The 12,527-nt window shown below is 62.2% G+C and carries 14 protein-coding genes; 3 read left to right on the top strand and 11 right to left on the bottom strand.

All coding sequences use genetic code 11. The features are described 5' to 3' along the window. The 11 genes from F8237_RS33250 to F8237_RS33200 form a co-directional block, all read right to left on the bottom strand. Positions 1-996, bottom strand: a complete 996-nt coding sequence (locus F8237_RS33250; protein WP_028136467.1) for an ATP-binding protein — start codon at positions 994-996, stop codon at positions 1-3. 6 nt (positions 997-1,002) lie between these two features. Next, positions 1,003-3,360, bottom strand: a complete 2,358-nt coding sequence (locus F8237_RS33245; protein WP_028136466.1) for an integrase catalytic domain-containing protein — start codon at positions 3,358-3,360, stop codon at positions 1,003-1,005. After that, on the bottom strand, positions 3,354-4,118 hold the full coding sequence (locus tag F8237_RS33240; RefSeq protein ID WP_028136465.1) for a hypothetical protein: 765 nt from the start codon (positions 4,116-4,118) through the stop codon (positions 3,354-3,356). The genes F8237_RS33245 and F8237_RS33240 overlap by 7 nt, the downstream gene beginning before the upstream one ends. Then, positions 4,111-4,317 carry a hypothetical protein gene (locus F8237_RS33235; protein WP_028136464.1) on the bottom strand — a complete coding sequence of 69 codons (207 nt, stop codon included), beginning with the start codon at positions 4,315-4,317 and terminating at the stop codon, positions 4,111-4,113. The genes F8237_RS33240 and F8237_RS33235 overlap by 8 nt, the downstream gene beginning before the upstream one ends. 487 nt (positions 4,318-4,804) lie before the next feature. Further along, positions 4,805-5,680 carry a tyrosine-type recombinase/integrase gene (locus F8237_RS33230; protein WP_028136463.1) on the bottom strand — a complete coding sequence of 292 codons (876 nt, stop codon included), beginning with the start codon at positions 5,678-5,680 and terminating at the stop codon, positions 4,805-4,807. Next, positions 5,681-5,947: a hypothetical protein gene (locus F8237_RS33225; RefSeq protein ID WP_028136462.1), complete on the bottom strand. Its 267-nt coding sequence runs from the start codon at positions 5,945-5,947 to the stop codon at positions 5,681-5,683. It lies immediately after the preceding gene. Beyond that, the gene (locus F8237_RS33220) at positions 5,944-8,019 is read right to left on the bottom strand and encodes an AAA family ATPase (protein ID WP_162006318.1); all 2,076 of its coding nucleotides are present in this window, start codon (positions 8,017-8,019) and stop codon (positions 5,944-5,946) included. The genes F8237_RS33225 and F8237_RS33220 overlap by 4 nt, the downstream gene beginning before the upstream one ends. Then, a complete protein-coding gene (locus tag F8237_RS33215) occupies positions 8,016-8,603 on the bottom strand; it encodes a hypothetical protein (protein ID WP_028136460.1) in 588 nt (195 codons plus the stop codon). Before F8237_RS33215 ends, F8237_RS33220 begins: the two co-directional genes overlap by 4 nt. Before the next feature lie 83 nt (positions 8,604-8,686). After that, positions 8,687-9,490 carry a metallophosphoesterase gene (locus tag F8237_RS33210; RefSeq protein ID WP_151650247.1) on the bottom strand — a complete coding sequence of 268 codons (804 nt, stop codon included), beginning with the start codon at positions 9,488-9,490 and terminating at the stop codon, positions 8,687-8,689. A gap of 4 nt (positions 9,491-9,494) precedes the next feature. Next, positions 9,495-9,989 (bottom strand): hypothetical protein, encoded by a 495-nt coding sequence (locus F8237_RS33205; protein WP_151650246.1) that lies wholly within the window; start codon positions 9,987-9,989, stop codon positions 9,495-9,497. A gap of 49 nt (positions 9,990-10,038) precedes the next feature. After that, a complete protein-coding gene (locus F8237_RS33200) occupies positions 10,039-10,644 on the bottom strand; it encodes a hypothetical protein (RefSeq protein WP_028136457.1) in 606 nt (201 codons plus the stop codon). A gap of 334 nt (positions 10,645-10,978) precedes the next feature. On the opposite strand from F8237_RS33200, the gene F8237_RS33195 reads away from it, so the two are divergent. From F8237_RS33195 to F8237_RS33185, 3 genes are all read left to right on the top strand, one after another. Further along, positions 10,979-11,182: a hypothetical protein gene (locus F8237_RS33195; RefSeq protein ID WP_049820125.1), complete on the top strand. Its 204-nt coding sequence runs from the start codon at positions 10,979-10,981 to the stop codon at positions 11,180-11,182. 213 nt (positions 11,183-11,395) lie between these two features. After that, the gene (locus F8237_RS33190; RefSeq protein WP_028136456.1) at positions 11,396-11,779 is read left to right on the top strand and encodes a hypothetical protein; all 384 of its coding nucleotides are present in this window, start codon (positions 11,396-11,398) and stop codon (positions 11,777-11,779) included. Positions 11,780-11,973: 194 nt separating this feature from the next. Continuing rightward, positions 11,974-12,324 (top strand): hypothetical protein, encoded by a 351-nt coding sequence (locus tag F8237_RS33185; protein WP_028136455.1) that lies wholly within the window; start codon positions 11,974-11,976, stop codon positions 12,322-12,324. Positions 12,325-12,527: the final 203 nt, after the last annotated feature.

Here is a 12,527-nt window from a genome sequence, read left to right as displayed (position 1 = left end):
CTACTCGGTGGTCGCTTCCAGTTCCACGCTGAGCGGGAACGAAGGAAGCCTGCTGTAGTCTTCGCCTCGAAATGGGTTACGGCCCTGCATGATCTCCTGGCTGAGAAAGACGCGATCGAAACCCGCGGCGATGTCTTCTTTCGTCAGTTCCTTCGGCTCGACCCCGCCGGTCCGCATGAAGGCGTGAGGTACCGCCGCCTCCACCAGCAGCGAATGTCGGCCGGGACGTCCGCGCTGTGCGAAGAACGTCGCACGCAGCATGTGGTGGTCGTCTTCGTTCTCCTTAAACCAGTTCGATTCGAAGGGAAGCTCATCCGAGAAGGCGGCCACAAACGCCGCATGTTCCTCCCGTTGGGCGTCGTTCGCGAAGCCGAAGGGCGAAAGGATCTTCATGCCGCCGGACCGCTGCCCCATCGCGTCCGCCTTGACCATCATCTTCGTCAGGACCGGGGGCCCCACGACGAACAAGGGCGCGTTGCAGGAGTTCTCGAACGCCAGAATGAACCTCGCCAGCTTCTTCACACCGTCCTCCGCGAGATTCTGCGCCTCATCTAGGAAGACCGCGTCCACTTCGTTGTCATTGAGATTAGCGATGAGCGCGTCGGTGCCTTCCTCCTCGCCGAGTCGCAGGCTGAGCCGATCGTTGAAGATCTTAAAGTTGATCTTCCGGGCCAATATCCGCGGCGTCGATCCGCCCATGAGGTCGACGTACAGGTAGCGCTTTCCGTTGCCCTGAAGCAGCTGAATTTTTTCCTTCGATACGGGCTTGCCGGTGCGTTCTGTGAGCATTCGCTTGACGATCTCACTCTTTCCGCAACGCGACCAGCCGATGAGATACGTGCTCGAGTTTTCGCGCAAGCGCTTGGCGAACGCGAGCGACAACAAGACCATCTCCCGCGCTTCTTCGGCCTTCGTATGCCTCACGAAGATGCCTCTAATGTCGTCGAGCTTGCTCAAAACAAGCGGAGAATTGAGGATATTTTCCAGATCGGACATTTGCGCTTACTGCGACCTGATGATCGGCGCGTCCACCCCGAACCGGAGCTTCTTGCGCGGTGCGGACGTATCCTTTGCGGATGTCTCTTCTGCGCGAGCAGCATGAACGGGAGGCGGCGGGACAACCTCTTCGGTCGCGGAGGCCGGCCTGAAGATTCCGGTCCTCTCGATCAACTCATCGGTGACGGCGAGCGCATGCTCCTCGGCGCCTCGACCGAGGACACCGGCTATACGGGGATAGTACCCGTTCGAGAGCACGGCTTTCGCCGGAGGCCGCTCGCCGGTCGGGACCGCGCCCATAGCTTTCAGTGCTTCCTCGAGGAGGTGGTTGAATCCGACCCTGTGGGAGGGATGCTCTGTGGGGGCATGCTTCTTTGCGAGGCGCAGTTTGCTCAGCGCCTCCCACTGGAATTTTGTGAGGCCGTGCGCCTCCTCGTCGGTCGACATCACCACGAACTCCTCCGGGAGGTGTTCGTTACCGGGGAAGCGGCTAGTGTGATCGATCACCACGCAGCGGCCTACGTTCGCCAGCGGAATGCGCACGGTGACTGGCGTGTTCGTGCGCTTTCTCTTTCCCATGCTGCCCGATCGGGCTCGCATCGCCTGGATTTGCGGTGACTGATAGACGAGGTTGTTCCAGAGGATGCCGTCCTTGCCCGCGGTAAGCTTCAACTCCAAACTCGGGATCAAGTCCCACTTCTTGGCTTCGTCCGCGGTGAGCGGCTGCGGGCGGCTAGAATCGCTCGACGCACCTCGGAGCCACCGCTCTTCCGGAGTGTCCCAGTCCATTCCTTCCTGCTTGCGCCGGGCGTAGACCTCGATCAGCCAGAGGTGGAACAGCATGATGAAGTCGTCGATCGTGATGCACGCGTCGAGCAGTGGTTTGCGCGCGCCTCGCTTTTGCGGACTGGATCCGGTCGATCCCTTAAGCCACGACACGAAATCCGACTCGAGCGTTCCGAAAAACCGCTCCACATAGGGTTTGGTGTCCGGCTGATGGGGCACCGCCATCTCGAACCCGATCCTGACGCGGGCCAAGGCCAGCGCCATCTGTTCCGAAACGAACTCCTTCCCGTTGTCGTACCGGATCTTTCTTGGCTTGCCGTAGCTCAGGAGAGATCCGCGAATCTGCGGAAATCGCTTATCGACGTAAGTCTTGACCTTGATCCCGTGATCGATCGCGGCCAGTGCTGGGTAAAGCCCGCCTGGTTCGAACGACGGAAAAAATCCGACAGGGTACCCGCTGTAGGTATCCAAACCGAGGCAAATCCAGAACCTGTCGATTCCGGCCTTCGACCAGACACGACCGAACGGGGTCTCGCCCAAGATGCCCGCGAAATCGAATTGGTGGTGATCGTACTCGACAACGTCCAGGATGCGTTTGGGACGCTCGAAACTTCCCTGGCCGCCGAACTGAAGATCTGCAGCCTGTACACCTTGCTCCTTTGCGAGCCTGATCCACGCGTCGAAACGACGGTACTGAACCTGTACCGTCGTCAAACCGACGGTCGGAAGTTCATCGAGCAACTGCCTTTCCGAAAGTTCGCCGTTCTCGATGAGCGTTTTGATCTCTTCGTTGCGGATCCGGATCTCCGCGTTGCGGCCATCGATCCTCTGGTTCGCGAACATTTGAATCTTCGTCGGGCCGAACTCGGCCGAGATTTCGACCAGGTAACGGATGGTCGCGGAGATGATGGAAAACACCTCCTTGGGCAGCTTCTGCTCGCGGGACTTGATCGCATTCTTGTGCACGAAGGTGGCTTCCTGCATGCCGTGCACCAGTTCGGCGGCCACCCAGCGAAGAACCGTTCGCGTCGTCTTCTTGGGCTTCTTGATCTGCTTCCCTTGCGGCCGCTTCCGGTTCTCGAGGTCGATCGTACCGTCGACCCGTTCTATGATCGCTTCAGCGTTTGCATGGTTCTGGTAGAACGGCTTCCCGGGCGGCGCGATGAGCATCTCGTTGATGAACGCGCCGACGTAACGCCAGATGCCGGCCGCGCGTCCGCGCGGCTTGGCGTTGAGGGTGTGGTAAACCTTGCCGATCAACGCGCGTGTTTCGTCGATACTCTTCTTCTCGTCGACCAGAGGCGGCTTCCTCAGAGGGTTGTAGTAGCGCCCCTCCTGGAATAGCTCGATCAGCCGGGTCGTTGTTAAGCGCGCGGTCTCGCCGGTATGGTGGTTGATGAGGAGGTGGGGGCCTTCGCCCTCCATCTTCTTGAAGAACTGGTGAGGTTTGCTGTCGATGAGAACAGTCTGGTTGGGCGTCAAGTTATCGAAGAGAAGGTAGTCGATGGTGGGACGCGGTTCCTCGTCCACGGGCGTGGACAAGGCGGCGGCCTCCCTCGCATCGAGAATTTTCAGCATGAGATCGCTCCCTTGTAGACGATCGTCTCGGGGCGGATCGGGGCGAATAGGTCGATGTAGACGATGCGCTCCGGGATGCGCGACAGCACGACGCCGCGCGGATGCGGCGCCTCCTCGAAGAGGGCTTGGCAGCGCGACAGGGGCAGGGAGCCGCCGGCATCGTTCAGCGCCGTGACGAGCCGGTCGAGCTCCTCCGGTTCGATGTCCCAGCGGTCGTTGGCCGCGATCTCGTCGACGACGTCGCGATCCCCCCAACGCAAGCCGATGCCGCGCTCCGTGATGACGCGGAAAGGAAGGCCAGCCCGCCGGTAGGCCTCGCGGATGCGACGGAGGCGCGCGCGGAGCAGGACCGCGTCATCCCAGCGCCTCTGCGCCTTTTCGTCGCCGACGGCCGGCCGCGGCGGACGAAGTTCGCGCCACTCTTTGATTTCGTAGCGGACGAAGCCGGCGTCGTGCTCGACGAGAAAGTCGGGCGTGTAGATCTCGTTCGCGAACTCAGGAAAGACGTTCATCCGGATCGTCTCCGGCTGGGCCCAGATCCGCTTGACGCCGAGCACGTAGTCGCAGACCCGGACGAAGCGCTCTTCGATGCCGCCTTCGTGGACGATGTGGGCGTTCATCTTCATCGAATAGTGACCGCCGACGACGTGATTGCGGCGGCCAGTGATCACGCGGCGCGTCGCCTCATTGGCTTCGAGGCGGAAGACCTCGACGCCGTCGCAGAGGGCGGTCCAGACGCGCTCGATCTTCTTAGGCATCGGTGTCCTCGTCGGGGCGTTTGCGCAGGTCTGCGCAAACGAGATCGACCTGCTCTTGGACAAAAGAGTCCAGAGTGCTGAGGCTGTAGAATTCGCGCGAGTTGTCGCGATAGACCCGCGTCGGGATTCCGAACGCGTGATCGATGGCACCGAAGATGCGCTCGACGATCGGGGAGAGATGGTTATGGACGGAACGCACCTTGTCGCAGACCTTTCTTGCCGTGTCCGAAGGACTCGCGCAGCGATACCCAGCGAGACTTTTGTTCGGCGGAAAGGATTCAAGAAGGGCTTGCGACTTGGAATCGGACGTGCGATTCTCCTGTCGTCCAAGAGTTCTTCTTGGTCGTTACTGCCGAGCGATGCCGGACTTTCGTCCGGATTTGCGGACTTGGATCTCTCGGAACGGCTTTGCGGGCGTGGTCCGAAGATCCTTCGATACCTGCGCGACTGGAGTCCGCTCCGGTCGCGCATAGTCCGTTGACTAGATCATTCCGCTATCCCCGTGATGTCGCCGCTGCGGCGTATCTCATTGAATACCATCGGCCTTCCGGAATCCTAGCGAAATGAATCCCGTGGATTTCTTCGAGCCGTTTCGGAGCATTTCCTAGAAATTCTCAGGACCGCTCTACGTTTGTCGCCAGATTTTGCGCTCTTGCGTTTTTCCTGCATTCGTGCCGCTGCGCACATCACAGCATCTCCGGCGCGTCGAAGTAGCGCCACGCCGCGGCGACGCCGATGCCCAAGGTCTTTGCCACCACTTCGGGCGCCGCACCGGAGCGGACCAGGTTCGCGGCGAGAGCGTTGCGCAGTGACGTAGGCACGGCGTCCGGACCGACTCCAGTCGCCTGTCGCAGCCGGCGGCAAGCCAGTTGAAGCGATCTCGCGCTGAAGCGGGTCCCCCGCGACGTAACGAACAAAGGTGCGCTCGGCGTAAGCTCGAAGGGCTGTGCTCGCAGGTACCGCTCCAGCCACTCCTTGGCCTCCGGCGAAACGATGCCAGGCCGCCCGTTAAGATGGGAGCCCGTTACCCTGACCGTGGACAGCCGCGGATTGTAGTCGCCTCGATTCAAGCCGACCATCTCGGCGGTCGTGAGTCCGGATGATGCAGCCAAGCGAAGCGCAGCGTGATCGCGCGCGTATGTCCATGACTCGTCGCAATCCCCCGTTGGCGCTGCGAGCATGATCTCGATGACGTCGTCGCTTACGGCCACGCGGCGGACCCTGCCGCAGGGCGGAAAGCGGCAGCTCAGCAGCTTCGAGCAGTCATAGGAACGCTCCAGGCTGAGAAAGCGGGCAAAACTTCGCAATGCGGAGAAGCGTCTAAAGATGGTGGACTGCGCCGTCCCGGTCGCAGCCCAGGTGGCCGCGATGCCATCGACGACCGACTGGTCGATCCGCGCGATCGCGGCTACCCCGTCGGAGCCGAGCGCAGCTGCAAGATCCCGAATGTCCCGCGAATAGCAGTCGATCGTCGACGCCGATGCATCCGCATCTCTCAAGCCGTTCAACCAGGCCGAGCTCTCCGGAGCAAATGGCGACGTCGTGGGCGACCGGATTTTCATTCAGAGCTCCACGAAATCGGCGCTTTCGATGGCGTCCACTACCTTGGCCAGCAACGCCCAGATCGACTGCCGTCGGTAGTGGTCGAACACCTTGGTGCTGGCGAGCCGCGGCGGGGTGCCCGTGAGCGGGTCGGCGGCCTCCAGCACGTCGATGCCGTAGTCGGATCGGTCCGCCAGATCGCTCAGATTGGATATCCGGACGCTCGCGATGGAGCGCCGAAGATGCGTCGAGCCTCCCGGCAGAAGTTCGATATGGATGCGGATCATGGGGTATTCCTCGGCGTATTGTTCGCGACGGCTGCGACTGGTTGGCGGACCGACGCTCGGCCCAGGAAGAGATCCTTCGCTTCGTCGCCGCTTACGTAACGTCTGGCTACCAAAGCGTCCGCGATCCGGACGACGGCGGCCGCGTGCCGCATGACTATCCCGGTCGCTCGCCGCTCGAGCATTTTCAGTCGGTCGTCGACCTGCTTGGCGAGCGCCGCATCTCTACTGACCATGGCCAGCGCTTCGCCATCGGCGCAGCGGTAGACGAGCCTGCCGAGCAGGGGCGTGGACGTAAAGGCGGCCGCGAGCAGCGACGTGCAGATCGCCAGGTCGCTCCTCTGAGTGCCACCGGCCCCCGTGGAAACCGAACCAAGGATCACCTTCTCTGCACAGAGACCCCCGAGCAGAAAGACGATATGGTTCTCCAGACGATCGAGCGTCCACACTTGGTTCTCCTCGAAATTCAGGCGGGCGTCGCCACCGATATGTCCCCGGTTGAGAATCCTGGCGCTGAGAGGTTTGCCCCCGGTCGCGAAGCAGGCGACCATGTGGCCCGCCTCATGTACGGCGATGCGACGCAAGACCGTCTGGGGCAGTGCCGGCCCGCTACCTTCCCTGACGAGGTCGTCGACGTTCAAAGGCCGGCCGGCACGCCTTGCGGCGCGCCGCGCCAATCTTGCGACCTCCATCGCTTCGGCCGGGGAAATACCTTCGAGCAGAAGCGCCGCGGATGACAGATCCGCTCCTTCGAGAGGCGTACCGCGAAGATGATATCGCAGGACGTTGGCCAGGCCTGCCGCGTCGGGGCGAGGAATCTCGATCGTGCGTTCGAAGCGCCCGGGGCGCAGGAGCGCGGGATCGATGGCGTCGAGCCGGTTGGTCATTCCCAACACGCACAGTCCGACGTTGCTCTCATTGTCGGACATGACGGAATCCAAACTCGTCAACATCTCGCCTACGACGACCGAAAAAAAGTCGGCGTTGTGCCGCGACATCCGGTTTCTAGAAGGCAGTTCATCCAGTTCGTCGAATGCCAAAAGACACCCGCGCTGCCCCGACGGCCCAAAGCGGGCCGCTTCCGCTCGAGCCCTGCTGAACACGGCCCTGAGCGACTTGACGACATCCCCCAAGTGTCCTTCGCGTTCGGCGAAAAAATCCGAGATCTTCGCGACGACGAGGCCGGTGCCTGCCGCCAAGGCGAGAGAATTTACGAAAAAATTTTTACCGTGGCCCGGCTCTGAATGCAGAATCGCGCCGTGGTCCGCTTCCGCCCACTGAATGGATCCTTGCCTCCAATCTTGGACATCCTTCACGAAGTTCAGGCCGAAAATTTGGGCGGCACCGCCGAACTCGATCGCGTTAGAGAGGATCGGCGCACCTTCGACATGGGGCGAGCTCTGCCGCCGGCGCATCGCGAGGGTCGCAAGCCGTTCCAACGCGTCGGAAGCCGTCGAGCCGCTCCTGAAGATGGAAACCAGATCGTTCAGGTCGAGACCCGATGTGTCGGCGATGCGGCTGCTCGGTATGCGTCCCATCGGTGGCAGCAACGTTCTGAGAAGGACGCGCACCGACTTGGCGTCGGGCGGAACCAGTTTCACGGTAACGTCGGCCGACAGCAGGAGAGTGGTGGGCAAGAAACGCTGCGGATCCGTCGATATCCCGACGAAGCTGCGTCCGGCAACCAGGCACTTCGCTACCTCTTCGTTTCCGACCTGATTGACGTCGATCGACTTGTTCGAGCCGGCGCGTGCGATAGTCATGACGCGAGCCTCGCTCAGATATTCGTCGACCGCCTCCATCCATGCCGAGGAGGGGGCCTGAACCACGCTCACAACCGGGCGTCCCGCCGCAATGGCTCGCCTCAACGACGGAGGGGCGGCCCGCCGAAAAGCCTCGGCTACGATCGCGCCGCGAACCTTTTTCGCATTCAGCCGCGCGTCAGGTCGATCGGAGCGGCGAACGGGAACTTCATCCGGTGGACCTTCGATCGCTGCCTCTAGGTCGGTGATCTCCGGATCGTCTTCCGGAGCGGGCAACATACCGTGCCGCAGTTTGGAGAACCCTCCGGTCATGAGCGAGACCTCACGGTCGTCGACCGGCTCAGCGGCGTCGAAATGTCGATCTCGACCTCGTTGCGGCATGCGAGCGATAGCACCGACGCAAACGGATCGAGAGGTCCGGGTACCAAAGTGCAGAGATGATGGAGCGACATCGGCCCGTCCTCCGCCAAGGCCGCGAGCAGCCGGTGACGCATGTCCGGCGGGACCGAAAAGCGTCGGTACGTCCAGATCGCGCGAGCCGTGGAGAAGCGGGGCTCCTTGAGAATATCCGCTCCGGTCAATGTGTAGGGCGCCAGGCCGCGTGCCCGAAGTTCCCGATCGAAGGCATCGGCTTCCCCGAGCGACCGCAGCGGCCGGCAGACCTCGATGTCCAGATACCGCCAGCCGGCATTTGTCCGGAAGGTGACGACTTGAAGATCTACCGGCCGCGCTTCGGTCCCCGCCGTCCCGAGGAAGCCGATTTCAAGAATCTCGGGGTCCAACGTTGCCTGTAGCAAGGCGTCCCTGACGATCCCGCCAGCGTGCGGAATCGGTCGTGAAGCCTTTGGCGAAACGAAATCGGCAGATCGGGGGCGGATCCTGTGGTCGAAGCGCATGGCTCATGTCCGGTCGAAGGTTGGATTGAGTAGAAGCCGTTGTCGTGCGGCGCGGGGGTGATCTCGTCGTCCATCGCGTCCTCCTAGATGTCGAACGTGAAGCAGGGATCGAAGTCATCGTTTTCCCAGCGCGAGACAGCGTCCCAGGGACCGTATCCCTTGCAGTTCGCGATGAGCTTCACGCCCTCGACCGCCAGCTCGAAACTGACGTGCGTGTGCCCGCTGATGGCCGCGTCCAGACCGACAGCGAACATCTCGGGGCAGCGCGAAGCGTAGGCCGGGCCCAAGAGATCCTGCTCGTCCGTGGTCGACGCCGGACGGCTCCGACCGCCGAAAGCGTGGAAGGGATGATGGGTAACGAGGAGCCGCTTCGATGTCTTCGGCCCGCCGAACGTGGACGAGATGAACTCGCGGGTCTTGCGATGGCGGGCGAGCGTGTCTCGAGGACGGAGACGCCGGGCATAGCGATCCGTCCGGATCCGACGGTAGTCGTTCATGCTGGCGGCGGCCGCGAGCATGGACTTCTCCGGCGTGCCGTACAGGTCGAAGTCGGTCCACCCGACGGCGCCGGCGATGAGGACGCCGCCTTTGCCGCCGATCAACTTGGCTTCGTCATCAAGTACGACGACGTTGGTGCCGAAGGCGGCCTCGCGGGCCTTCTCGATCTCGCGGTCGATGTCTCGCCCAAAGAATTCGTGATTGCCGGCTACCACCACGACCGGATGGTCGTCGATGCGCTCGGCCAACCACTTCACGCCCCGCGCGAAGCCCGGCATGAGATCGCCGGCGCAAACGAACACGTCATAGGTGGGCCGCTTCGAAGGAGAGGGCAGGTCCCAGCCCCTCGCGGTTTCGATATGGAGATCGCTCATGGTCCAGATGCGCACGCGCTCACTCCTTTGCCGGGAGCGAGCGCGGATCGACCGCGACGAAGACGTCGGTAATCCGGTCATAACGACCAAGAATGATCGGCCCCGGACGTTTGCCGTCGAACGACCGCACGACATGCAGGTTTTCGAAGCCACGCACCTCGCGCACCTTCACCCCGTTCGCATGCGCCACACACGCGGTGACAAGTTCCGAGCCGACTTGGTGAAGACATCCCTCGCGGCCGCACCGCTCGCACGTGCACGCCGAACCGGCCTCCGCCAGCGCGATGGCGTACTGGATCGCGGCCTCGATATCCGGCAGACGCGCGATCGACGAGGAACGGTCGTAATCCAGCCTCAGCACTCCAGATCGCCTGGAGATCGCTGTGATCTTCAGTGGCGAGGTGCCGACCGCCGTCGCGATCCGGGCGATGGCTCGGCACACGATGTGCCGCCAACCATCATCCACCAGCGACAGGCCGGGGACATGCCCGCCGACCCTGGCGCTGTCGAACAATTCGGGAAACCTATCGGTGAGCCGTTGACGCCATTCGCACATCGGAACCTCAGCGCGGTGCGAGGGAGCGGAGTGGCGGGACCCGAGCAAACCGGCCAAGACGCACGCGGGCGTCGACGATCGGGTCGCGGTCGATATCGATCGCGACGGCGCCCTCGCAGGCGAGCGCGAAGACCCAGTCGCGGAGACCAAAGCCCAGACTGGCAACAGTGCAGTCGCCGTCGTCCTCGATGGCCGCGAAGATCCGCTCTCGGCCATCCGCCGGAACTGGTCGATTGCGAGACGCCCAGACCAGCCTGGCGTTCGACGACCGCGGTCGCGCGTACACGTCGTCCAGCGAGAGAGGCACGATCATCGCCCGAAGCTCGTCGGCCGCGAGCAGGAGCGTTCCTTCATCGTCGAGATCGCGAAGCGGAGGTCCGACGTCGAGGATCAATCGTGCTTCACCGCGCGTCGCGAGCAGAAGGTCGACAGGGTAGACGACGCCGCAAAGAGCGACCGAAGCGATGTGCTCGATGGCCGCGATCTCGGGATCTAGGGCCAACTGAATCAAGAGATCTTGCCGGACCGCGTCGCCGACTGGAATCGGGGTCGGGCTCTTGGCAGTCAGGAAGGGGCGGAGGTCGGACGGATAGCCGGGAATGTCGACGCACATGGCTGAGGAACTCCTTGGACGATGAATTGCGCGATCTGCGTCGCCGTCCTGTCGTTCTCTTCGTCGTTGCTCATGTTGATCGCCGCATTTTCACATCGATAATCGCCAAATAGCCGTGCGCCATCGTCGAGTCAATAGATAGCGAGCTATCTAGCGGTACAGAAAAGTGCAACGCCGAGGCTGGAATTGTCCAGCGCGCGAGCTGGTAATGTGTTACGAAGCTGTGAACAAGGGCGCTAAAATCGTCTGTTTCGGCTACTCGGGAGCGCGTCTCGATGGTATGCGTATTTTGATAGTCAGCTATCCACGCCTGGCTGTTTGCGGAGATCGATGGATGAAGCGGCCCAAGGTTGACGTATCGGTGGCCCGAGAAGGGGAAGGGGGCAGGCGGCAGATCTTGCTTTATCTCCCCGAGGATCTCATCAAATCTCTCAAAATGGCGGCGATCGAGGACGGTCAGCCCGCCTACATTCTCGCCGAGAAGGCGCTCCGGGCTTACCTCAAAGGTCGCAAAGTAAAGGCCCGCGCGGCGAGGTGAAGGCGCCTCTCTCGTCGGAGGAAAGGGACCTCCTAGCGGCGTCCCGCGGTTCATCCGGACCTTTGCGCGTTCATCGGGGGCATTGCGCTTCGAGAAGAGAACTCGCCGTCATCCTTTGATCTAGATCAAGGCCCGCGATGTAAGCCCCCATATTCGGAAGACGAAGTCCAATCCGTTATTGGGAGAGTAGGTTTGGCGGACGAAATTCATCCTATGGCTCCCCATAAGCTTCCGTTCTTCCTGCCGGGGGCCGACGGCTCCGACGTCCTGCTGGTGGTAATGGGGTTCTTCCTGGTGGCGGTCATCTTTTCGGTCGGCGTGCTGTACTGGAAGTTACACAGCCTGCCCGAGCGGATGGCGCACAAGTCGCAGAAGCTGCAGTTCGAGTTCGTCGCGGTGCTCGGCCTGATCTCGCTGTTCACGGGGATACACGCGTTCTGGATCGCCGGCCTGCTTTTAGCCTTGATCGATATTCCCGATTTCGGCACGCCGCTGCGGGGCATCGCCGGATCGGTGGAGCGGATAGCCGACGCGAAGTCCGAGGCAGCCGACACCGCCCTCTCGCAACCTTCCGAGAAGACCCGGGGCGTCGGGTAGTGCAGGAGCTTGGCCCTGCAACGGAACTGGGAAGGCAAAGCGACGGAAACAACCTCTTATGACAGCGCGGCAACATTGTCGCACCCCGCGCTTTTGCTGAGGACAACCGACCGAGCGACGTGTAGGAGTGCCGAGTATGCCGAGTCGCCCATAGCGACAGCGCCACTTCTGCCTCTGCGGATTTGCCTCGCGTTATGCCGATCGCCGCCACCAGCAATGCTCTCCTTCGCCGGCTGCGCGATCTGCTGGTTCTGTTGCTTGCGTTCGGCCATTTGAGCGCCGCCGTCCTCCATAGTGCCCACATCGACCATGTGGCAACCTCCGGCTCGACCGAGACCGTCTTTTCGACTGCAGGCCTGGGAAGCACGACCGGTGGCGACAGCGTTCTGACCGAACGGCATTGTCACGGGTGCTTCTCCGTCTCGCCCGTTCGGGCCACGGCAGCCTGGTCGCTCGCTGCGGCCGTGACGAAGCCGGTCGCTATGCCGACGAAGCGGCTGACCGGCACCTCCTCCGCATTGGATACTCCCCCTCCAAAGGCCTGATCTGAACGAACCCGCTCGGCGCATCCGTGCGCCTTCTTGCCTTCGTTTGCAGGTCTATTTCCATGTCTTCTGAGATCGCTGCCGCGCGAGAAGCGCGAGCGCATGTATTCGTCGCTTTGCCCATGGGTTTCGAGACGTGGGAGCGGCGTTCGTCGTCGGCCGGTCGATGCGGCTTGGAAACCCTCGTTTGCCTGGCGCTGCGC

This window comes from Bradyrhizobium betae, from assembly GCF_008932115.1.
In the GTDB taxonomy this organism is placed as follows: domain Bacteria; phylum Pseudomonadota; class Alphaproteobacteria; order Rhizobiales; family Xanthobacteraceae; genus Bradyrhizobium; species Bradyrhizobium betae.
Note: the sequence above shows the minus strand (reverse complement) of the source record. Positions and strands in the feature narration are given on the sequence as shown.

Coding starts and splice junctions, on each gene's coding strand:
- F8237_RS33185 (WP_028136455.1), top strand. CDS start 11,974: ATGCCGATCGCCGCCACCAGCAATGCTCTCCTTCGCCGGCTGCGCGAT.
- F8237_RS33225 (WP_028136462.1), bottom strand. CDS start 5,947: ATGATCCGCATCCATATCGAACTTCTGCCGGGAGGCTCGACGCATCTT.
- F8237_RS33240 (WP_028136465.1), bottom strand. CDS start 4,118: ATGCCTAAGAAGATCGAGCGCGTCTGGACCGCCCTCTGCGACGGCGTC.
- F8237_RS33200 (WP_028136457.1), bottom strand. CDS start 10,644: ATGTGCGTCGACATTCCCGGCTATCCGTCCGACCTCCGCCCCTTCCTG.
- F8237_RS33195 (WP_049820125.1), top strand. CDS start 10,979: ATGAAGCGGCCCAAGGTTGACGTATCGGTGGCCCGAGAAGGGGAAGGG.
- F8237_RS33190 (WP_028136456.1), top strand. CDS start 11,396: ATGGCTCCCCATAAGCTTCCGTTCTTCCTGCCGGGGGCCGACGGCTCC.
- F8237_RS33245 (WP_028136466.1), bottom strand. CDS start 3,360: ATGCTGAAAATTCTCGATGCGAGGGAGGCCGCCGCCTTGTCCACGCCC.
- F8237_RS33215 (WP_028136460.1), bottom strand. CDS start 8,603: ATGCGCTTCGACCACAGGATCCGCCCCCGATCTGCCGATTTCGTTTCG.
- F8237_RS33230 (WP_028136463.1), bottom strand. CDS start 5,680: ATGAAAATCCGGTCGCCCACGACGTCGCCATTTGCTCCGGAGAGCTCG.
- F8237_RS33220 (WP_162006318.1), bottom strand. CDS start 8,019: ATGACCGGAGGGTTCTCCAAACTGCGGCACGGTATGTTGCCCGCTCCG.
- F8237_RS33250 (WP_028136467.1), bottom strand. CDS start 996: ATGTCCGATCTGGAAAATATCCTCAATTCTCCGCTTGTTTTGAGCAAG.